The following is a 21,748-nucleotide window of genomic DNA, read 5'->3' as shown; positions in this document are numbered from 1 at the left end:
AGCGATGTTCCGCCGTACGTTCTGGTTCACCGCAGGCGCAGCCGCGGGTGTATGGGCCACCACCAAGGTCAACCGCAAGCTCAAGAAGCTGACCCCCGAGAGCCTCGCGGCACAGGCCGCCAACAAGGCGATCGACGCGGGTCACCGGCTCAAGGAGTTCGCGCTCGACGTCCGTGACGGGATGGCCCAACGAGAGGCCGAACTCGGCGAGGTGCTCGGCCTGAACGAGCGCCCGGACCCCGAACTGCCCACGCAGCGCCGGACCGCCGCGATCGGCGACCCCGAGCGGCCCGGCAGCAAGCAGCTCGGCAACAACAAGCAGATCAAGTACATCGAGAACACGACGTACTCGTGCAACCGGAATGAGGACCACTGATGGAGTCGGCTGAAATCCGCCGCCGCTGGTTGAGCTTCTACGAGGAGCGCGGTCACACCGTCGTCCCTTCGGCGTCGCTCATCGCGGACGACCCGACTCTGCTCCTGGTCCCCGCCGGCATGGTCCCCTTCAAGCCGTACTTCCTCGGCGAGGTCAAGGCGCCGTGGCCGCGCGCCACCAGCGTGCAGAAGTGCGTGCGCACGCCCGACATCGAAGAGGTCGGCAAGACCACGCGGCACGGCACGTTCTTCCAGATGTGCGGCAACTTCTCCTTCGGCGACTACTTCAAGGAAGGCGCCATCACCTACGCCTGGGAGCTGCTCACCTCGCCCCAGGACAAGGGTGGTTACGGGCTCGACCCGGAGCGCCTGTGGATCACGGTCTACCTCGACGACGACGAGGCCGAGTCCATCTGGCGCGACAAGATCGGCGTCCCGGCCGAGCGTATCCAGCGCCTCGGAAAGAAGGACAACTACTGGTCCATGGGCGTCCCGGGCCCCTGCGGCCCGTGTTCCGAGATCAACTACGACCGCGGCCCCGAGTTCGGCGTCGAGGGCGGCCCTGCCGTCAACGACGAGCGGTACGTGGAGATCTGGAACCTGGTCTTCATGCAGTACGAGCGCGGCGAGGGCACCTCGAAGGACGACTTCGAGATCCTCGGCGACCTGCCCAGCAAGAACATCGACACCGGCCTCGGTCTTGAACGCCTCGCCATGATTCTGCAGGGCGTGCAGAACATGTACGAGATCGACACCTCCATGGCCGTCATCAGGAAGGCCACCGAGCTGACGGGTGTCGAGTACGGCGCCGCCCACGGCTCCGACGTCTCGCTGCGCGTGGTCACCGACCACATGCGCACCTCCGTGATGCTCATCGGCGACGGCGTGAGCCCTGGCAACGAGGGCCGCGGCTATGTGCTGCGCCGCATCATGCGCCGCGCCATCCGCAACATGCGGCTGCTCGGTGCCACCGGGCCCGTCGTCAAGGACCTCATCGACGTCGTGATCGCGATGATGGGCCAGCAGTATCCGGAGCTGGTCAGCGACCGGCAGCGGATCGAGACCGTCGCCCTCGCCGAGGAGGCCGCCTTCCTCAAGACGCTGAAGGCCGGTACGAACATCCTCGACACGGCCATCACCGACACCAAGGACTCCGGCGGCACGGTCCTCGCCGGCGACAAGGCCTTCCTGCTCCACGACACCTGGGGCTTCCCGATCGACCTCACCCTCGAAATGGCCGCCGAACAGGGCCTCTCGGTGGACGAGGACGGCTTCCGCCGCCTGATGAAGGAGCAGCGGGACAAGGCCAAGGCCGACGCCCGCGCCAAGAAGACCGGCCACGCCGACCTCGGTGCCTACCGTCAGATCGCCGACGCCGCCGGAGAGACCGACTTCATCGGCTACGACCGCACCGAGGCGGAGTCGACGGTCGTCGGCATCCTCGTCGACGGTGTCTCCTCCCCGGCCGCCACCGAGGGCGACGAGGTCGAGATCGTCCTCGACCGCACCCCGTTCTACGCCGAGGGCGGCGGCCAGATCGGTGACACGGGCCGCATCCGGGTCGACACCGGCGCCATCATCGAGATCCGCGACTGCCAGAAGCCCGTCCCGGGTGTCTACGTCCACAAGGGTGTCGTCCAGGTCGGCGAGGTCACCGTCGGCGCCAAGGCCCAGGCCACCATCGACGTACGCCGTCGTACGGCCATCGCCCGCGCCCACTCGGCCACGCACCTCACGCACCAGGCGCTGCGCGACGCCCTCGGCCCGACGGCCGCCCAGGCCGGTTCCGAGAACCAGCCCGGCCGCTTCCGCTTCGACTTCGGCTCCCCGTCCGCCGTCCCGACGGCCGTGATGACGGACGTCGAGCAGCAGATCAACGAGGTGCTCGCCCGCGACCTGGACGTCCAGGCCGAGGTCATGAGCATCGACGAGGCCAAGAAGCAGGGCGCCATCGCCGAGTTCGGCGAGAAGTACGGCGAGCGCGTCCGCGTCGTGACCATCGGCGACTTCTCCAAGGAGCTGTGCGGCGGCACGCACGTGCACAACACCGCCCAGCTCGGCCTGGTCAAGCTGCTCGGCGAATCGTCCATCGGCTCCGGGGTACGGCGCATCGAGGCCCTGGTCGGCGTCGACGCGTACAACTTCCTGGCCCGTGAGCACACGGTCGTCGCCCAGCTCCAGGAGCTGGTCAAGGGCCGTGCCGAGGAGCTTCCGGAGAAGGTCTCCGCCATGCTCGGCAAGCTGAAGGACGCCGAGAAGGAGATCGAGAAGTTCCGCGCGGAGAAGGTCCTGCAGGCCGCCGCCGGTCTCGTCGACTCCGCCAAGGACGTCAACGGCGTCGCCCTGGTCACCGGTCAGGTGCCGGACGGCACCGGCGCCGACGACCTGCGCAGGCTGGTCCTCGACGTGCGCGGCCGCATCCAGGGCGGACGGGCCGCCGTCGTGGCCCTGTTCACGGTCGCGGGCGGCAAGCCGCTGACGGTCATCGCCACCAACGAGGCCGCCCGCGAGCGCGGTCTGAAGGCCGGCGAGCTGGTCCGTGCGGCCGCCAAGACCCTCGGCGGCGGCGGTGGCGGCAAGCCGGACGTCGCCCAGGGCGGCGGCCAGAACCCCGCCGCCGTCGGCGAGGCCATGGACGCGGTCCAGCGCCTCGTCGCCGAGACGGCCAAGTAAGGGCCGCGGACATGCGCAGAGGACGTCGACTCGCGATCGACGTCGGGGACGCCCGGATCGGGGTCGCCTCGTGCGACCCCGACGGGATCCTCGCGACACCGGTGGAGACGGTCCCGGGACGTGACATCCCGGCCGCCCACCGGCGGTTGAGGCAGCTCGTCGAGGAGTACGAGCCGATCGAGGTCGTCGTCGGGCTCCCTCGCTCCCTCAAGGGGGGCGAGGGCCCCGCCGCGGTGAAGGTCCGTGCCTTCGCCCAGGAGCTCGCGGGCGGGATCGCTCCCGTTCCGGTACGGCTCGTGGATGAGAGGATGACCACAGTCACGGCCGGTCAGGGCCTGCGCGCCGCGGGCGTGAAATCGAAGAAGGGCCGGTCGGTCATCGACCAGGCGGCCGCCGTCATCATTCTGCAACAGGCGCTGGAATCCGAACGAGTGTCAGGCAAGTCCCCCGGCGAGGGCGTCGAAGTGGTCATGTGATCGCGATACGGTAACGTTCCGCCCGATGCGGTGGCGTTCGAACAGCCGTCGCACAGTAAAGAGGCGGACGGGAGCCGGGCCATAGGAGCCGGCAGCTGCCGGCTCGCGGCTCGTAGGGGATCGATGACTGAGTATGGCCGGGGCCCTGGCTCCGAACCGTGGCATCCGGAGGACCCGTTGTACGGGGACAGCGGATGGGGCGGACAGGCCGCCGACGGCCAGTCCGCCTACGACGGCGGCCAGCCGCAGCACTATCCGCAGCAGCAGGCGCAGCAAGGCGACTGGAGCCAGGGGCAGCAGCAGTACCCACCGCAGGGACAGCCGGGGCAGTACCAGGACCAGCAGCAGTTCCAGCAGGGGCAGCAGTTCCAGGGGCAGCAGCAGTACCCCGGTCAAGGCCAGCAGCAGTACGGCAATCAGGGGCAGCAGCAGTACCCCGGTCAGGGGCAGCAGCAGTACGGCAATCAGGGCCGGCAGCAGTACCCCGGTCAGGGGCAGCAGCAGTACGGCGACCAGGGCCAGCAGCAGTTCAACGGCCAGGGCCGGCAGCAGTACCCCGGTCAAGGCCAGCAGCCGTACGGGGACCAGGGCCGGCAGCAGTACGGCAACCAGGGCCAGCAGCAGTACCCCGACGGCGGCCAGAACGCCGGGCCGCAGTCCCAGGTGCCCTACTCCTCCGATCCTGCCGACCCCTACGCCGGCCAGTACACGGGTGAGCAGTCCGACTTCTATGGCACCCCCGATGCCTATCCGCCGCCCGAGCCGCCCGCCCGGCGACGAGCCGAACCCGAACCGGAGCCGGACTGGGACCCGGGACCGGACCAGGGCGAGCACGCGTTCTTCGCCGGTGGCGACGACGATGACGACCTCGACGACGACGATGACGACCCGAAGAAGGGCCGGGGCCGCAAGGAACGGGGCGGCGGCACGGGCAAGAAGAAGCGCCGCAGCGGCTGCGCCTGCCTGGTGGTCGTCATGGTCTTCGGAGGCGGTCTCGCCGGAGCCGGGTATTTCGGCTATCACTACTACCAGAATCGTTTCGGCTCGGCTCCCGACTTTTCGGGCGAGGGCTCGGGACAGGTCGCCGTCGTGATTGCCAGGGGCGAGGGTGGCTACGTAATCGGCCAGAGGCTCAAGGAACTCGGCGTCGTCAAGAGCGTCGATGCCTTCGTCTCCGCTCAGCAGAAGAATCCCAAGGGCAAGTCGATTCAGGCGGGCGCCTATCTCCTGAGGAAGGGGATGTCGGCCGCGAGCGCAGTCGAGCTGATGCTCGATCCCAAGAGCCAGAACAATGTGACCGTGCCTCCCGGGTTCCGCAATGCCCAGGTGTACGCGGCGATCGACAAGAAGCTCGGACTTTCCGCCGGCACCACCAATGGCGTCGCGAGGAAGGAATACAAGAGCCTGGGGCTCCCGAGCTGGGCGAACAGCAACAAGGACATAAAGGATCCGCTGGAAGGGTTCCTCTACCCGCTCACGTATCCCGCCGCCAAGGGCATGAAGCCCGAGACCGTGTTGAAGAGCATGGTCGCGCAGGCCAACAAGAAGTACACCGCGCTGGGAATCATGGCGAAGGCGAAGGCCCTCCACCTCGACAATCCCTTGCAGGTCGTCACGGTCGCGAGCCTGGTCCAGGCCGAGGGCAAGACGCACGACGACTACCGGAAGATGGCCGAAGTCGTCTACAACCGGCTGAAGCGCACCAACACCGAGACCAATCAGAAGCTGCAGTTCGACTCGACCTTCAATTACCTGAAGGGTCAGAGCAAGATTCACATCAGTTCGTCCGAGATCAACAGCAATCCGGACCCGTACAACACCTACACTCACGCGGGTCTGCCGCCCGGTCCGATCGGCAACCCGGGTGACGACGCCTTCAGGGCGGTGTTCAACCCCACGAAGGACGGCTGGCTCTATTTCGTGGCGACCGACGGTCAGAACAATACCGAATTCGCCAAGACGCTGGCCCAATTCCAGAAGCTCAAGGATAAATTCAATGCCAGCTCGGGCGACTGATGCCCGCCGGGCCGCGGTGCTCGGTTCGCCGATCGCTCACTCCCTCTCCCCGGTGCTGCACCGTGCCGCGTACCGGGAGCTGGGCCTCGGCGACTGGTCGTACGACCGGTTCGAGGTCGACGAGGAGGCGCTGCCCGGCTTCTTCGAGGGTCTCGGACCCGAGTGGGCCGGGCTGTCGCTGACCATGCCGCTCAAGCGGGCCGTGATGCCGCTGGTGGACGAGATCAGCGAGACGGCGGCCTCCGTCGAGGCGGTCAACACGGTCGTGTTCACCGAGGACGGACGGCGCGTCGGCGACAACACCGACATCCCCGGGATGGTCGCCGCGCTGCGCGAGCGGGGCATCGAGCAGGTCGACTCGGCCGCTGTTCTCGGTGCCGGAGCCACCGCCTCCTCCGCGCTGGCCGCCCTCGCGCGGATCTGCACCGGCGAGATCGTCGCGTACGTCCGCAGCAAGGAGCGGGCCGCCGAGATGCGGCAGTGGGGCGAGCGGCTCGACATCGAGGTGCGCACCGAGGACTGGACCGACGCCGAGCAGGCACTGCGGGCTCCGCTGGTGATCGCCACGACTCCGGCGGGGACCACGGACGCACTGGCCGCCGCCGTCCCGGAGCGCCCCACGACCCTCTTCGACGTGCTGTACGACCCCTGGCCGACCGACCTCGCGGCGCGCTGGTCGGCGTACGGCGGAGCCGTCGTCGGCGGACTCGATCTCCTCGTGCACCAGGCGGTGCTCCAGGTCGAGCAGATGACCGGGCGGGCGCCCGCGCCGCTCGGCGCCATGCGCAAGGCGGGCGAGCACGCGCTCGCCGCCCGGTAGGCGACACCGGTCGAGCCCCGGCGGGCAGGCAGCCGAGAGGCGGCCGCCGGGACGGCCCGGGACGGGCCCGCTCCGGCGCCCCCGCGGGCGTACCCGGGCCGGTGCGACCCGGCCATGTGCGTCCGCCTGATGGACCTGCGGCCGATTACCGCCCCCGGACGTGAAAGGATCGGAGGCGGCGGGCCAGGGCCACGCACCCGGTCGCGCCGTCGCTGTACGCGAGGACGCGTGTACGCAGCAGCAGTACCAGGGCGCGAGCATGAGGAGCACCGTTGAGCAGGTTGCGCTGGCTGACCGCGGGGGAGTCCCACGGTCCCGCACTTGTCGCGACGCTGGAGGGCCTTCCCGCCGGCGTCCCGATCACCACGGAGATGGTGGCGGACCACCTCGCCCGGCGGCGCCTGGGCTATGGACGCGGTGCCCGGATGAAGTTCGAGCGCGACGAGGTCACCTTCCTCGGCGGCGTCCGGCACGGTCTCACCCTCGGCTCCCCGGTCGCCGTCATGGTCGGCAACACCGAGTGGCCCAAGTGGGAGCAGGTCATGGCGGCCGACCCGGTCGCCCCGGAGATCCTCGCCGACCTTGCCCGCAACGCCCCGCTGACCCGCCCCCGGCCCGGCCACGCCGACCTCGCCGGCATGCAGAAGTACGGCTTCGACGAGGCCCGGCCGATCCTGGAGCGCGCCTCCGCCCGCGAGACCGCGGCCCGCGTCGCGCTCGGCGCGGTCGCCCGCTCCTACCTGAAGGAGACGGCCGGGATCGAGATCGTCTCGCACGTCGTCGAACTGGCCGCGGCCAAGGCGCCGTACGGCGTCTACCCGAAGCCCTCCGACGTGGAGAAGCTCGACGCCGACCCGGTGCGCTGCCTCGACGCCGACGCCTCGAAGGCGATGGTCGCCGAGATCGACCAGGCCCACAAGGACGGCGACACGCTCGGCGGCGTCGTCGAGGTGCTCGCGTACGGCGTACCGGTGGGCCTCGGCTCGCACGTGCACTGGGACCGCCGTCTCGACGCCCGGCTCGCGGCCGCGCTCATGGGCATCCAGGCCATCAAGGGCGTCGAGGTCGGCGACGGCTTCGAACTGGCCCGTGTGCCCGGTTCGCAGGCCCACGACGAGATCGTCCACACCGAGGACGGCATCCGCCGCTCCACCGGCCGCTCCGGCGGCACCGAGGGCGGTCTGACCACCGGCGAGCTGCTGCGCGTCCGCGCCGCGATGAAGCCGATCGCGACCGTGCCGCGCGCGCTGGCCACCATCGACGTCGCCACCGGCGAGGCCGCCAAGGCCCACCACCAGCGCTCCGACGTCTGCGCGGTCCCGGCCGCCGGGATCGTCGCCGAAGCCATGGTCGCCCTCGTCCTCGCCGACGCCGTCGCCGAGAAGTTCGGCGGCGACAGCGTCCCGGAGACCCGCCGGAACGTGCGGAGCTACCTCGAGAACCTGGTCGTCCGGTGACCGCCCCACGGCTCGTGCTGGTCGGCCCGATGGGGGTCGGCAAGTCCACGGTGGGCGCGCTCGTCGCCGAGCGGCTCGGTTGCGCCTTCCGGGACACGGACGACGACATCGTGGCCGCCGAGGGCCGCACGATCGCCGACATCTTCGTCGACGAGGGCGAGTCCGCCTTCCGCGCGATCGAGAAGCGGGCGGTGCGCGAGGCGCTCGCCGAGCACGACGGTGTGCTGGCGCTGGGCGGCGGTGCGATCCTCGACGAGGACACCCGCGCGCTGCTCGCCGGCCACCAGGTCGTCTACCTCTCGATGGACGTGGAGGAGGCGGTCCAGCGCACCGGACTGAACGCGGCCCGGCCGCTGCTCGCCGTCAACCCCCGCAGGCAGTGGCGCGAGCTGATGGAGGCACGCCGCCACCTGTACACCGAAGTCGCCCGCGCGGTCGTGGCGACCGACGGCCGCACCCCCCAAGAGGTCACCCAAGGGGTCCTCGACGCACTGGAGTTGAAGGAAGCATGAGCGAGGCAGTGACCCGCGTCCAGGTCGGCGGCACCGCGGGCACCGACCCCTACGAGGTCCTGATCGGCCGTCAACTCCTCGGCGAGCTCGGCGGATTGATCGGCGACAGGGCCAAGCGTGTCGCCGTGATCCACCCCGAGGCGCTCGCCGGAACCGGCGAGGCGCTCCGCGCCGACCTGGCGGAGCAGGGCTTCGAGACCGTCGCCATCCAGGTGCCGAACGCCGAGGAGGCCAAGACCGCCGAGGTCGCGGCCTACTGCTGGAAGGCGCTGGGCCAGTCGGGCTTCACCCGCACCGACGTCATCGTCGGCGTCGGCGGCGGTGCCACCACCGACCTGGCCGGTTTCGTGGCGGCGACCTGGCTGCGCGGGGTGCGCTGGATCGCCGTACCCACGACCGTGCTCGCCATGGTCGACGCGGCGGTCGGCGGCAAGACCGGCATCAACACCGCCGAGGGCAAGAACCTCGTCGGCGCCTTCCACCCGCCCGCGGGCGTGCTGTGCGACCTGGCCGCGCTCGACTCGCTGCCGGTCAACGACTACGTCTCCGGGCTGGCGGAGATCATCAAGGCCGGTTTCATCGCCGACCCGGTGATCCTGGAGCTCATCGAGTCCGACCCCGAGGCGGCCCGGACGCCCGCGGGCCCGCACACCGCCGAGCTGATCGAGCGCTCCATCAAGGTCAAGGCCGAGGTCGTCTCGGGCGACCTCAAGGAGTCCGGACTGCGCGAGATCCTCAACTACGGCCACACCCTCGCGCACGCCATCGAGAAGAACGAGCGCTACAAGTGGCGGCACGGCGCGGCCGTCTCCGTCGGCATGCACTTCGCCGCCGAACTCGGCCGCCTCGCGGGCCGGTTGGACGACGCGACCGCCGACCGGCACCGCACGATCCTGGAGTCCGTCGGGCTCCCGCTGAGCTACCGCTACGACCAGTGGCCGAAGCTCGTGGAGAACATGAAGGTCGACAAGAAGTCCCGCGGCGACATGCTGCGCTTCATCGTCCTCGACGGGCTGGCCAAGCCGACCGTCCTGGAGGGCCCGGATCCGGCCGTCCTGCTCGCGGCCTACGGCGAGGTCGGCGAGTAACGGGCGGCGCCCCGCGCGGACGTATGTTCCGAAGGACCCCTGCTCAACCCGTTTTGCCTCTCCCTCCCGGGCACTTCGCACGCTCCCCGGCCGTTCACACAACGGCGGCCGGGGAAGGTACCGTTCGGTAGCGACGGGACCGGCGTCCCGCCCGCCAGCGCACATCGCCTGTACGAGACGGAGTGGCACCGGATGCAGCAAGCAGTGGGGGCTCCGCTGCCGCCGCCCCACCAGCCGGGGCAAGGACCGGCCGCCGGATGGTCGCCGGCCGGACAGTACCCGGGGCAGCAGGGTCCTGCGCCCGCTCCGGGTTTCGCCGGAGCGCCGGTGCCGCCCGGCGCCCCTCCCGCCCAGGCCCCGCAGCATCACCTGCCGCCGCATCACCTGCCGCCGCACCAGGTGCCGGCGCAGCCTCCGCAGCACCCCTCGGTCCAGCCCCCGCCGCACCCCCCCGTCCCGCCCGCGCCGGACACCACCGGGCATGTGCAGCTGCCGCCGGGCGTTTCGGTGGCCATGCCGAGCCCGCCGCCCGCGACGGGCGCGCCCGATCCGGCGGCCACCACGCTCGCGGTCCTGCTGATCGGTCCCGCGGGCGCCGGAAAGACCAGCGTCGCCAAGTACTGGGCGGACCACCGCCGGGTGCCCACGGCCCACATCAGCCTCGACGACGTACGCGAATGGGTGCGCTCGGGCTTCGCCGACCCGCAGTCGGGATGGAACGACCATTCCGAGGCGCAGTATCGTCTCGCCCGCCGCACCTGTGGCTTCGCCGCCCGCAACTTCCTGGCCAACGGGATCTCGTGCATCCTCGACGACGCCGTCTTCCCGGACCGCCCGGTCGTCGGACTCGGCGGCTGGAAGCGGCACGTGGGCCCCGGGCTGCTGCCGGTCGTGCTCCTGCCGGGCCTGGAAGTGGTCCTGGAGCGCAACGCGGAGCGCTCCGGGAACCGCAGGCTCAGCGACGAGGAGGTCGCGCGCATCCACGGCCGGATGGCCGGCTGGTACGGCTCCGGGCTCCCGATCATCGACAACTCGCAGCTCGACGTGGCGGCCACGGCCCGCGTCCTGGACGACGTCCTCGCGCGGTCGATCGCCAGCCCGCCGCAGTGGTGAGCGGGCCCCGCGTCCTCCGGTCCGGACGCCGGGGTACCCGTCCGGCCCTCTGAACCGGCGACATCCGGCCACCACTCGTACGCTCGGTTCATGTCAGAGGTGTACGCGACCCGCAGAGAGCGGCTCCGGGAACGCAGCACGGCGGGTGGCAGCGCGACCGCGCTGGTGACCCGCCCCGCCAATGTGAGGTATCTCGCCGGCGCGGCGCCGCACGGCTCCGTGCTCCTGCTCGGCAGCGGCGAGGACGTGCTGCTGTGCGGCTGCCCGCCGACCGGTGAGGCCATGGAAGGGCGCCCGGACGAGGCGCTGAACGTGCGGGTCCTGCCGCGCGCGGGCGGTGATCCCGCCGTCGCGGCCGCCGGTCTGGCGGCCGGCCAGGGTGCCGAGTCCCTCGCGGTCGAGGAACGCCACCTGACCGTGACCCGGCACCGCGCCCTCGGCTCGGTCGCGCCGCGGCTGCGCCTGGCCGACCTGGGCGGCGCGGTGGAACAGCTGCGCGTGATCAAGGACGAGGAGGAGATCTCCTGTCTGCGGATCGGCGCGGAAATCGCCGACCAGGCGCTCGGTGAACTCCTCGAATCCATTCTCGTCGGCCGCACGGAACGCCATCTCGCCCTGGAACTGGAGCGCCGGCTCGTCGACCACGGCGCGGAGGGACCGGCCTTCGCGACCTCGGTGGGCACCGGCCCGAACTCGGGACGGCGCGGCCACCGGCCCACCGACCGGCGCGTCGAGGAAGGTGACTTCCTCTCCGTCTGTCTCGGCGCGACCTATCGCGGCTACCGGTGTGAGATCGGTCGTACGTTCGTGATCGGCACCTCGCCCGCCGACTGGCAGATCGAGCTGTACGACCTCGTCTTCGCCGCCCAGCGGGCCGGACGGGAGGCGCTGGCACCGGGCGCCGCCTACCGCGATGTGGACCGCGCGGCCCGCCAGGTACTGGGCTCCGGGGGCCATACCGAAGGCCTTCCGCCGCTGACGGGGCACGGTGTCGGGCTCGAAATCGACGAGGACCCGCAGCTTGCCCCCGCGGCCATGGGTAAACTGGACGCTTGCGTGCCGGTCACCGTCGAACCGGGAGTCCACCTTCCGGGCCGGGGCGGTGTCAGGATCGATGACACGCTCGTCGTGCGCCCTGAGGCGGACGGCGGACCCGAGCTACTCACCATCACGACCAAGGAGCTGCTCGCGCTCTAGCTTTTCGAGCTGTGCGCGTGCGCCGGGGTCGTCCACGTCAGTCCAGGAGATTCCGCAACCGTGGCTTCCACGAACGACCTCAAGAACGGCCTGGTGCTCAAGCTCGACGGAGGCCAGCTCTGGTCCGTCGTCGAGTTCCAGCACGTCAAGCCCGGCAAGGGCCCGGCCTTCGTGCGCACCAAGCTGAAGAACGTGCTCTCCGGCAAGGTCGTCGACAAGACGTTCAACGCCGGCGTCAAGGTCGAGACGGCCACGATCGACAAGCGCGACATGCAGTTCTCGTACATGGACGGCGAGTACTTCGTCTTCATGGACATGGACACGTACGACCAGCTGATGGTCGACCGCAAGTCCGTCGGCGATGCCGCCAACTTCCTGATCGAGGGCTTCACGGCCACCGTCGCCCAGCACGAGGGCGAGGTGCTCTTCGTCGAGCTGCCGGCCGCCGTCGAGCTGGTCATCCAGGAGACCGAGCCGGGCGTCCAGGGCGACCGCTCCACCGGTGGCACCAAGCCCGCCACCCTGGAGACCGGCCACCAGATCCAGGTCCCGCTCTTCATCACCACCGGTGAGAAGATCAAGGTCGACACGCGCAGCAGCGACTACCTCGGCCGGGTGAACAGCTAACCGTGGCTGCCCGCAACACGGCCCGCAAGCGCGCCTTCCAGATCCTCTTCGAGGGCGACCAGCGCGGCGTGGACGTCCTGACGGTCCTCGCGGACTGGATCCGGCACTCCCGGTCCGACACCCGGCAGCCGCCGGTCAGCGAGTACACGATGCAGCTGGTCGAGGGCTACGCCACCAAGGTGAGGCGGATCGACGAGCTCATCGCGCAGTACGCCGTCGGCTGGACGCTGGACAGGATGCCGGTCGTCGACCGCAACATCCTGCGCCTCGGTGCCTACGAGCTGATCTGGGTCGACGAGACCCCGGACGCCGTGGTGCTCGACGAGGCGGTGCAGCTGGCCAAGGAGTTCTCCACGGACGAGTCGCCCTCGTTCGTGAACGGCCTGCTGGGCCGGCTGAAGGACCTGAAGTCCTCGCTCCGCCGCGACGAGGACTAGGACCTGTCCGGCCGATCACAGTGGAGGATGCCACCCGTGCCTGGCCGGCAGCCGTAGTCGTACGGCCCCAAGGGGGCGTACGGAACGCCGGAGGGCCCGCAGCGCGATCGCTGCGGGCCCTCCGGCGTTCCCGTACCTCGAAGGCTCCCGAGGCCCGCAGACGGCCGCCGGGGTGGCCGGAACCATCAGGTTCCGGCCACCCCGGCGGCACGTTTCTGCTGAGCTGTCCTAAGGGATTCAGCCCTCGTCGTGGGCGACCGCGCGGCGCGCGTCCGCGTCCAGGACGCCCCAGCTGATCAGCTGCTCGGTCAGGACCGAGGGGGACTGGTCGTAGATGACGGCGAGGGTGCGCAGGTCGTCCTGGCGGATCGACAGCACCTTGCCGTTGTAGTCGCCGCGCTGCGACTGGATCGTCGCCGCGTAGCGCTGGAGGGGGCCTGCCTTCTCGGCCGGCACGTGCGCCAGCCGCTCCAGGTCGAGGACCAGCTTCGGCGGCGGCTCGGCGGCCCCGCCCGGCGTGGTCCCGGGCAGCAGCTCCTGGACCGGAACCCCGTAGAAGTCCGCCAGTTCGGCGAGGCGCTGTACGGTGACGGCGCGGTCGCCGCGCTCGTACGAACCGACCACGACCGCCTTCCAGCGTCCCTGGGACTTCTCCTCCACGCCGTGGAGGGAAAGGCCCTGCTGGGTGCGGATGGCGCGGAGCTTGGCCCCGAGCTGTTTGGCGTATTCGCTGGACATATAGCTCCCCGGACGCTGTATCAACGTGCGGCTCCGCCGCGCGGCTGGTGACTCACTGTGAGGTTACGCAGCGTTACTCTCCCCCGTCAAGCCGAAGGATTTTCGACCGCCTCCTGTACGGGTGTCGCCAAGGCTGGCTCAAAGCGATGTGATCAGGTGCGTTGCCGGGCTGGTACCGTTGATGGCGCAAATCCGACGTCCTTTAATGATCCGTCCCGTGAGGCGGAGAAGGAGGTCCGTTTCCTATGGACACTCAGCACGACAAGCAGCAGTACGAAGCCGATGCGCGGCCCGTTCTCGAGGCGCCCGACATCGCGCGGGTGCTGACCCGCATCGCCCACGAGATCGTCGAACGCGCCAAGGGCGCCGACGACGTGGTGCTCCTCGGCATTCCGACCCGGGGTGTCTTCCTGGCCCGCAGACTGGCCGAGAAGCTCCAGGAGATCACCGACCGCAAGATCCCGGTCGGCTCCCTCGACATCACCATGTACCGCGACGACCTGCGCATGCACCCGCCGCGTGCGCTGGCCCGCACCGAGATCCCCGGTGACGGCATCGACGGCCGCCTCGTCGTCCTCGTCGACGACGTGCTCTTCTCCGGCCGCACCATCCGCGCCGCGCTCGACGCGTTGAACGACATCGGCCGGCCGCGTGCCGTGCAGCTCGCCGTCCTCGTCGACCGGGGCCACCGGGAACTGCCCATCCGCGCCGACTACGTCGGCAAGAACCTCCCCACGTCGTTGCGGGAGACGGTCAAGGTCCAGCTCGCCGAGGAGGACGGTCGCGACACCGTGCTGCTCGGCGCCAAGCGGACCTCCCCGGGCGAGCCCCAGTAGCACTCCGGTCCCCGCCGCCGAGTGCGCTCCCGCGCGCCCGCATGCCCGAATCCTCCCTGAACTTCCTTACGGAGCCTGACAGATGCAGCGTCATCTCATCTCGGCCGCCGACCTCACCCGCGACGACGCCGTCCTGATCCTCGACACCGCCGAGGAGATGGCCCGGGTCGCCGACCGGCCGATCAAGAAGCTGCCGACCCTGCGCGGCCGCACCGTCGTCAACCTCTTCTTCGAGGACTCGACCCGCACCCGGATCTCCTTCGAGGCCGCCGAGAAGCGCCTCTCCGCGGACGTCATCAACTTCACCGCCAAGGGGTCGAGCGTCTCCAAGGGCGAGTCCCTCAAGGACACCGCCCAGACCCTGGAGGCCATGGGGGTCGACGCCGTCGTCATCCGGCACGGCGCCTCCGGAGCCCCGTACCGGCTCGCCACCTCCGGCTGGATCGACGCCGCCGTCATCAACGCGGGCGACGGCACCCACCAGCACCCCACGCAGGCCCTGCTCGACGCCTTCACCATGCGCCGCCGACTGGTCGGCCGGGACGCCGGGATCGGCCAGGACCTGGCCGGCAAGCGCATCACGATCGTCGGCGACGTCCTGCACAGCCGCGTCGCCCGCTCCAACGTCGACCTGCTGCACACCCTCGGCGCCGAGGTCACCCTCGTCGCGCCGCCCACCCTGGTGCCGGTCGGCGTGGAGAGCTGGCCCTGCGAGATCTCGTACGACCTCGACAGCACCCTGTCCAAGTCCGACGCCGTGATGATGCTGCGCGTGCAGCGCGAGCGGATGAACGCGGCGTTCTTCCCGACCGAGCGCGAGTACTCGCGTCGTTACGGGCTCGACGGCGACCGCATGGCGAAAATGCCGGAGCACGCCATCGTGATGCACCCCGGCCCGATGGTCCGCGGCATGGAGATCACCGCCGAGGTCGCCGACTCCGAGCGGTGCACCGTCGTCGAGCAGGTCGCCAACGGTGTCTCCATCCGCATGGCCGTCCTGTACCTGCTCCTGGGCGGCAACGAGCCCGCCGTCACCCACACCCGTACCGAGGAGAAGTAAGTACATGAGCAAGATCCTGATCCGTGGTGCGAGGGTGATCGGCGGCGAGCCGCAGGACGTCCTGATCGACGGCGACACGATCGCCGAGGTCGGTACGGGGCTGTCCGCAGAAGGCGCCGAGGTCGTCGAGGCCGACGGCAAGGTGCTGCTGCCGGGCCTCGTCGACCTGCACACCCATCTGCGCGAGCCGGGCCGCGAGGACTCCGAGACCGTGCTGACCGGCACGCGCGCGGCGGCGAGCGGCGGCTTCACGGCCGTGTTCGCCATGGCCAACACCTTCCCGGTCGCCGACACCGCCGGCGTGGTCGAGCAGGTCTACCGGCTCGGCCAGGAGCACGGCTACTGCGACGTGCAGCCGATCGGCGCCGTCACCGTCGGCCTGGAGGGCAGGAAGCTCGCCGAACTGGGCGCGATGCACGAGTCCGCGGCCGGTGTCACGGTCTTCTCCGACGACGGCAAGTGCGTCGACGACGCGGTGATCATGCGCCGCGCGCTGGAGTACGTGAAGGCCTTCGGCGGCGTCGTCGCCCAGCACGCCCAGGAGCCCCGCCTCACCGAGGGCGCCCAGATGAACGAGGGCGTCGTCTCCGCCGAGCTCGGACTCGGCGGCTGGCCCGCGGTGGCCGAGGAGTCGATCATCGCCCGCGACGTGCTGCTCGCCGAGCACGTCGGCTCCCGCGTCCACATCTGCCACCTGTCGACCGCCGGGTCCGTCGAGATCGTCCGCTGGGCCAAGTCCCGCGGCATCGACGTCACCGCCGAGGTCACCCCGCACCACCTGCTCCTCACCGACGAACTGGTGCGCTCGTACAACCCGGTCTACAAGGTCAACCCGCCGCTGCGCACCGAGCGGGACGTCATGGCGCTGCGCGAGGCGCTCGCCGACGGCACGATCGACATCGTCGCGACCGACCACGCGCCGCACCCGCACGAGGACAAGGACTGCGAGTGGGCCGCCGCCGCCATGGGCATGGTGGGCCTGGAGACCGCGCTGTCCGTCGTCCAGCAGACGATGGTCGAGACGGGACTGCTCGACTGGGCCGGCGTCGCCGACCGCATGTCCGTCAAGCCCGCCGCGATCGGCCGGGCGGTCGGCCACGGACGTCCCGTCTCGGCAGGTGAGCCCGCCAACCTCACGCTGGTCGACACGGCATACCGTGGGACGGTGGACCCCGCTGGCTTCGCCTCGCGCAGCCGCAACACCCCCTACGAGGGCCGTGAGCTGCCGGGCCGGGTCACCCACACCTGGCTGCGGGGCAAGGCCACCCTCGTCGACGGGAAGCTCGCGTGACACCTCTCATCTCCCTGGCCGCCGCCGGACAGAAGTCGGCGGAAGTGACCGACTGGTCCGCCCGGATCGGCTGGCTCGTCGGCCTCGCCCTCTTCGTCGCGCTCGTCTACTGGCTGATGCGCGAGGGCTGGAAGTGGCGCGGCACCCTCCAGGGCGACCTGCCGGAGCTGCCTGACGCGCCGGAAGACCCCGGCCCGGTGAAACTGAGCATGAGCGGCCGCTATCACGGCTCCACCACCGCCGGACAGTGGCTCGACCGCATCGTGGCGCACGGCCTGGGCACCCGCAGCCGGGCCGAGCTCACCCTGACGGACGCGGGACTGGACGTCGTACGCCCCGGAGCGGACGACTTCTTCATCCCGGCCTCGCAGCTGCGCGAGGCCCGGCTCGACAAGGGCATCGCGGGCAAGGTCCTCACCGAGGGCGGACTCCTCGTCGTCACCTGGGCGCACGGCGACAGGCTCCTCGACTCCGGTTTCCGCTCGGACCGCGCGGCCGAGCACAACGAATGGGTCGACACCCTGAACGACATGATCAACAAGACGGAAACGGAAGGCGCACGATGACGACCTCCACTCAGGGGAATGCCTCGCAGAGGGAAAAGGCGCTTCCCGCCGTACTCGTCCTGGAGGACGGCCGGGTCTTCCGCGGCCGTGCCTACGGGGCCGTGGGGGAGACCTTCGGCGAAGCGGTGTTCTCCACCGGTATGACCGGCTACCAGGAGACCCTCACCGACCCGTCCTACCACCGCCAGGTCGTCGTGATGACCGCCCCGCACGTCGGCAACACCGGCGTCAACGACGAGGACCCCGAGTCGCAGCGGATCTGGGTCGCCGGATACGTCGTCCGGGACCCCGCGCGCGTGCCCTCCAACTGGCGCTCGCGGCGCTCGCTGGACGAGGAACTGCGCGGCCAGGGCGTCGTCGGCATCAGCGGTATCGACACCCGCGCCCTCACCCGCCATCTGCGCGAGCGCGGCGCCATGCGCGTCGGCATCTTCTCCGGCAACGCGCTGCCCGACGCGGGCACCATGCTCGCCGAGGTGCGCCAGGCGCCCGAGATGAAGGGCGCGGACCTCGCCGCCGAGGTCGCCACCAAGGAGCCGTACGTCGTCCCCGCGATCGGCGCGAAGAAGTTCACCGTCGCCGCCGTCGACCTGGGCATCAAGGGCATGACCCCGCACCGGATGGCCGAACGCGGCATCGAGGTGCACGTGCTGCCCGCGACGGCCACCGCCGAGGACGTCTACGCCGTGAACCCGGACGGAGTCTTCTTCTCCAACGGCCCCGGCGACCCGGCGACCGCCGACGGTCCCGTTGCCGTCATGCGGGAAATCCTCGTCCGCAAGACCCCGCTCTTCGGCATCTGCTTCGGCAACCAGATCCTCGGCCGGGCCCTCGGCTTCGGCACGTACAAGCTGAAGTACGGCCACCGCGGCATCAACCAGCCCGTGCAGGACCGTACGACCGGCAAGGTCGAGGTCACCGCGCACAACCACGGCTTCGCCGTCGACGCCCCGCTCGACGAGGTCTCCCAGACCCCCTACGGCCGCGCCGAGGTCTCCCACGTCTGTCTCAACGACAACGTGGTGGAGGGCCTCCACCTGCTCGACCAGCCGGCCTTCAGCGTCCAGTACCACCCCGAAGCGGCAGCCGGCCCGCACGACGCCGCCTACCTGTTCGACCGCTTCGTATCCCTGATGGAGGGCCAGCGTGCCTAAGCGCACCGATATCCAGTCCGTCCTGGTCATCGGCTCCGGCCCGATCGTCATCGGCCAGGCCGCCGAGTTCGACTACTCCGGCACCCAGGCGTGCCGCGTCCTGCGCGCCGAGGGCCTGCGGGTCATCCTGGTCAACTCCAACCCGGCGACGATCATGACCGACCCGGAGATCGCCGACGCCACCTACGTCGAGCCGATCACCCCGGAGTTCGTCGAGAAGATCATCGCCAAGGAGCGCCCGGACGTCCTGCTGCCGACGCTGGGCGGCCAGACGGCCCTCAACACCGCGATCTCCATGCACGAGCAGGGTGTGCTGGAGAAGTACGGCGTCGAGCTCATCGGCGCCAACATCGAGGCGATCAACAAGGGCGAGGACCGCGACCTCTTCAAGGGCGTCGTCGAGGCCGTGCGCCAGAAGATCGGATACGGCGAGTCCGCCCGGTCCGTCATCTGCCACACCATGGACGACGTCATCAAGGGCGTCGGGACGCTCGGCGGGTACCCCGTCGTCGTCCGCCCCTCCTTCACCATGGGCGGCGCCGGCTCCGGCTTCGCGCACGACGAGGAGGAGCTGCGCCGCATCGCCGGCCAGGGCCTCACGCTCTCCCCGACCACCGAGGTGCTCCTGGAGGAGTCCATCCTCGGCTGGAAGGAGTACGAGCTGGAGCTGATGCGCGACAAGAACGACAACGTCGTGGTCGTCTGCTCCATCGAGAACTTCGACCCCATGGGCGTCCACACCGGCGACTCCATCACGGTCGCGCCGGCCATGACGCTGACCGACCGCGAGTACCAGCGGCTGCGCGACATCGGCATCGCGATCATCCGCGAGGTCGGCGTCGACACCGGCGGCTGCAACATCCAGTTCGCGGTGAACCCCGAGGACGGCCGCGTGATCGTCATCGAGATGAACCCGCGCGTCTCGCGGTCCTCGGCGCTCGCCTCCAAGGCGACCGGCTTCCCCATCGCCAAGATCGCGGCCAAGCTCGCCGTCGGCTACACGCTCGACGAGATCCCGAACGACATCACCGAGAAGACCCCGGCGTCCTTCGAGCCGACCCTCGACTACGTCGTCGTGAAGGCGCCGCGCTTCGCCTTCGAGAAGTTCCCGTCCGCCGACTCCACCCTCACGACCACCATGAAGTCGGTCGGCGAGGCCATGGCGATCGGCCGCAACTTCACCGAGGCGCTGCAGAAGGCGCTGCGCTCGCTGGAGAAGAAGGGCAGCCAGTTCACCTTCGTGGGTGACCCCGGTGACAAGGACGAGCTGCTGCGCGAGGCCGTCCGGCCCACCGACGGCCGCATCAACTCCGTCATGCAGGCCATCCGCGCGGGCGCCACGCAGGAGGAGGTCTTCGAGTCCACGAAGATCGACCCGTGGTTCGTCGACCAGCTGTTCCTGATCAAGGAGATCGCGGACGACCTGGCCGCCGCCGACAAGCTCTACCCCGAGCTGCTCGCCGACGCCAAGCGGCACGGCTTCTCCGACGCCCAGATCGCCGAGATCCGCGGGCTGCGCGAGGACGTCGTCCGCGAGGTGCGGCACGCGCTGGGCGTGCGCCCGGTCTACAAGACGGTCGACACCTGCGCCGCCGAGTTCGCGGCGAAGACGCCGTACTTCTACTCCTCCTACGACGAGGAGAGCGAGGTCGCGCGGCGCGAGAAGCCGGCGGTGATCATCCTGGGCTCCGGCCCGAACCGCATCGGCCAGGGCATCGAGTTCGACTACTCCTGTGTCCACGCCTCCTTCGCGCTCAGCGACGCGGGCTACGAGACCGTGATGGTCAACTGCAACCCCGAGACCGTCTCCACGGACTACGACACCTCCGACCGTCTGTACTTCGAGCCGCTGACGCTGGAAGACGTGCTGGAGATCGTGCACGCGGAGTCGCTGGCCGGTCCGATCGCCGGTGTCATCGTGCAGCTCGGCGGCCAGACCCCGCTCGGCCTGGCACAGGCGCTCAAGGACAACGGTGTGCCGATCGTGGGCACCCCGCCCGAGGCGATCCACGCCGCCGAGGACCGCGGCGCCTTCGGGCGGGTCCTCGCGGAAGCGGGCCTGCCGGCCCCCAAGCACGGCACCGCCACCACCTTCACCGAGGCCAAGGCCATCGCGGACGAGATCGGCTACCCCGTCCTCGTCCGGCCCTCGTACGTCCTCGGCGGGCGCGGCATGGAGATCGTGTACGACGAGACGCGGCTGTCCTCGTACATCGCCGAGTCGACCGAGATCAGCCCCTCGCGGCCGGTGCTGGTCGACCGGTTCCTCGACGACGCGATCGAGATCGACGTCGACGCGCTGTACGACGGCGAGGAGCTCTACCTCGGCGGCGTCATGGAGCACATCGAAGAGGCCGGTATCCACTCCGGTGACTCGGCGTGCGCGCTGCCGCCGATCACCCTCGGCGGGTTCGACATCAAGCGGCTGCGCGCCTCGACGGAGGCCATCGCCAAGGGCGTCGGCGTCCGCGGCCTGATCAACATCCAGTTCGCGATGGCCGGCGACATCCTCTACGTCCTCGAAGCCAACCCGCGTGCCTCGCGCACCGTCCCCTTCACCTCGAAGGCGACCGCGGTGCCGCTCGCGAAGGCCGCCGCCCGTATCTCGCTGGGCGCGACCGTCGCCGAACTGCGGGCCGAGGGTCTGCTCCCGGCGAACGGCGACGGCGGCACCCTGCCGCTCGACGCGCCGATCTCCGTCAAGGAGGCCGTCATGCCGTGGTCGCGGTTCCGCGACATCCACGGACGCGGCGTCGACACGGTGCTCGGTCCGGAGATGCGCTCCACCGGCGAGGTCATGGGCATCGACTCGGTGTTCGGGACGGCGTACGCGAAGTCGCAGGCGGGCGCCTACGGTCCGCTGCCCACCAAGGGCCGCGCCTTCATCTCGGTCGCCAACCGCGACAAGCGCTCGATGATCTTCCCGGCGCGCGAACTCGTCGCCCACGGCTTCGAGCTGCTCGCCACCTCCGGCACGGCCGAGGTGCTCAAGCGCAACGGCATCCACGCCACGGTCGTGCGCAAGCAGAGCGAGGGCGAGGGCCCGAACGGCGAGAAGACCATCGTCCAGCTCATCCACGACGGCGACGTCGACCTCATCGTCAACACGCCGTACGGCACCGGCGGCCGCCTCGACGGCTACGAGATCCGCACGGCGGCCGTGGCCCGCTCGGTCCCGTGCCTGACGACGGTGCAGGCGCTCGCCGCCGCCGTCCAGGGCATCGACGCGCTCAACCACGGCGACGTGGGCGTGCGCTCGCTCCAGGAACACGCCGAGCATCTGACGGCGGCGCGCGACTAGCAGCCCTGAGG

19 protein-coding genes are annotated in these 21,748 nt (G+C 70.3%); 18 read left to right on the top strand and 1 reads right to left on the bottom strand.

Annotated features, from left to right (window positions below):
• Positions 1-4: 4 nt before the first annotated feature.
• From ACZ4N5_RS08945 to nusB, 12 genes are all read left to right on the top strand, one after another.
• On the top strand, positions 5-376 hold the full coding sequence (locus ACZ4N5_RS08945; protein ID WP_467756434.1) for a DUF6167 family protein: 372 nt from the start codon (positions 5-7) through the stop codon (positions 374-376).
• Positions 376-3,048: an alanine--tRNA ligase gene (gene alaS / locus ACZ4N5_RS08940; RefSeq protein WP_467756433.1), complete on the top strand. Its 2,673-nt coding sequence runs from the start codon at positions 376-378 to the stop codon at positions 3,046-3,048. Before ACZ4N5_RS08945 ends, alaS begins: the two co-directional genes overlap by 1 nt.
• 11 nt (positions 3,049-3,059) lie before the next feature.
• Complete coding sequence (gene ruvX, locus ACZ4N5_RS08935; RefSeq protein WP_467756432.1) at positions 3,060-3,524, top strand: Holliday junction resolvase RuvX; 465 nt, start codon at positions 3,060-3,062, stop codon at positions 3,522-3,524.
• A gap of 177 nt (positions 3,525-3,701) precedes the next feature.
• Complete coding sequence (gene mltG, locus ACZ4N5_RS08930) at positions 3,702-5,540, top strand: endolytic transglycosylase MltG (protein WP_467756431.1); 1,839 nt, start codon at positions 3,702-3,704, stop codon at positions 5,538-5,540.
• A complete protein-coding gene (locus ACZ4N5_RS08925; protein ID WP_467756430.1) occupies positions 5,521-6,360 on the top strand; it encodes a shikimate dehydrogenase in 840 nt (279 codons plus the stop codon). Before mltG ends, ACZ4N5_RS08925 begins: the two co-directional genes overlap by 20 nt.
• Positions 6,361-6,632: 272 nt before the next feature.
• Positions 6,633-7,817 carry a chorismate synthase gene (gene aroC, locus ACZ4N5_RS08920; RefSeq protein ID WP_467756429.1) on the top strand — a complete coding sequence of 395 codons (1,185 nt, stop codon included), beginning with the start codon at positions 6,633-6,635 and terminating at the stop codon, positions 7,815-7,817.
• Positions 7,814-8,329: a shikimate kinase gene (locus ACZ4N5_RS08915; protein ID WP_467756428.1), complete on the top strand. Its 516-nt coding sequence runs from the start codon at positions 7,814-7,816 to the stop codon at positions 8,327-8,329. Before aroC ends, ACZ4N5_RS08915 begins: the two co-directional genes overlap by 4 nt.
• Entirely contained in the window at positions 8,326-9,417 is a 1,092-nt protein-coding gene (gene aroB, locus ACZ4N5_RS08910) for a 3-dehydroquinate synthase (RefSeq protein ID WP_355839541.1), read from the top strand. Before ACZ4N5_RS08915 ends, aroB begins: the two co-directional genes overlap by 4 nt.
• 192 nt (positions 9,418-9,609) lie before the next feature.
• Positions 9,610-10,530 carry a Pro-rich N-terminal domain-containing protein gene (locus ACZ4N5_RS08905; RefSeq protein ID WP_467756427.1) on the top strand — a complete coding sequence of 307 codons (921 nt, stop codon included), beginning with the start codon at positions 9,610-9,612 and terminating at the stop codon, positions 10,528-10,530.
• 90 nt (positions 10,531-10,620) lie between these two features.
• Complete coding sequence (locus ACZ4N5_RS08900; RefSeq protein ID WP_467756426.1) at positions 10,621-11,727, top strand: aminopeptidase P family protein; 1,107 nt, start codon at positions 10,621-10,623, stop codon at positions 11,725-11,727.
• A gap of 60 nt (positions 11,728-11,787) precedes the next feature.
• A complete protein-coding gene (gene efp / locus ACZ4N5_RS08895; protein ID WP_081223344.1) occupies positions 11,788-12,354 on the top strand; it encodes an elongation factor P in 567 nt (188 codons plus the stop codon).
• Positions 12,355-12,356: 2 nt separating this feature from the next.
• On the top strand, positions 12,357-12,791 hold the full coding sequence (nusB, locus tag ACZ4N5_RS08890) for a transcription antitermination factor NusB (protein WP_401334189.1): 435 nt from the start codon (positions 12,357-12,359) through the stop codon (positions 12,789-12,791).
• A gap of 237 nt (positions 12,792-13,028) precedes the next feature.
• Here the strand turns inward: nusB and bldD are convergent, their stop codons facing one another.
• Complete coding sequence (bldD, locus tag ACZ4N5_RS08885; protein WP_037621142.1) at positions 13,029-13,529, bottom strand: transcriptional regulator BldD; 501 nt, start codon at positions 13,527-13,529, stop codon at positions 13,029-13,031.
• A gap of 245 nt (positions 13,530-13,774) precedes the next feature.
• Between bldD and pyrR the strand changes: the two genes are divergently transcribed.
• The 6 genes from pyrR to carB all read left to right on the top strand — a co-directional run bounded on the left by pyrR (position 13,775) and on the right by carB (position 21,737).
• Complete coding sequence (pyrR, locus tag ACZ4N5_RS08880) at positions 13,775-14,365, top strand: bifunctional pyr operon transcriptional regulator/uracil phosphoribosyltransferase PyrR (RefSeq protein WP_261702761.1); 591 nt, start codon at positions 13,775-13,777, stop codon at positions 14,363-14,365.
• Between the two features lie 82 nt (positions 14,366-14,447).
• The gene (locus tag ACZ4N5_RS08875; RefSeq protein ID WP_467756425.1) at positions 14,448-15,425 is read left to right on the top strand and encodes an aspartate carbamoyltransferase catalytic subunit; all 978 of its coding nucleotides are present in this window, start codon (positions 14,448-14,450) and stop codon (positions 15,423-15,425) included.
• A gap of 4 nt (positions 15,426-15,429) precedes the next feature.
• Entirely contained in the window at positions 15,430-16,716 is a 1,287-nt protein-coding gene (locus tag ACZ4N5_RS08870) for a dihydroorotase (protein ID WP_467756424.1), read from the top strand.
• A complete protein-coding gene (locus ACZ4N5_RS08865; protein WP_467756423.1) occupies positions 16,713-17,282 on the top strand; it encodes a PH-like domain-containing protein in 570 nt (189 codons plus the stop codon). Before ACZ4N5_RS08870 ends, ACZ4N5_RS08865 begins: the two co-directional genes overlap by 4 nt.
• Positions 17,279-18,436, top strand: a complete 1,158-nt coding sequence (carA, locus tag ACZ4N5_RS08860) for a glutamine-hydrolyzing carbamoyl-phosphate synthase small subunit (protein ID WP_467756422.1) — start codon at positions 17,279-17,281, stop codon at positions 18,434-18,436. The genes ACZ4N5_RS08865 and carA overlap by 4 nt, the downstream gene beginning before the upstream one ends.
• The gene (gene carB / locus ACZ4N5_RS08855) at positions 18,429-21,737 is read left to right on the top strand and encodes a carbamoyl-phosphate synthase large subunit (protein ID WP_467756421.1); all 3,309 of its coding nucleotides are present in this window, start codon (positions 18,429-18,431) and stop codon (positions 21,735-21,737) included. Before carA ends, carB begins: the two co-directional genes overlap by 8 nt.
• Positions 21,738-21,748 lie beyond the last annotated feature (11 nt).

This window comes from Streptomyces sp. NPDC026500 (assembly GCF_055567635.1).
Note: the sequence above shows the minus strand (reverse complement) of the source record. Positions and strands in the feature narration are given on the sequence as shown.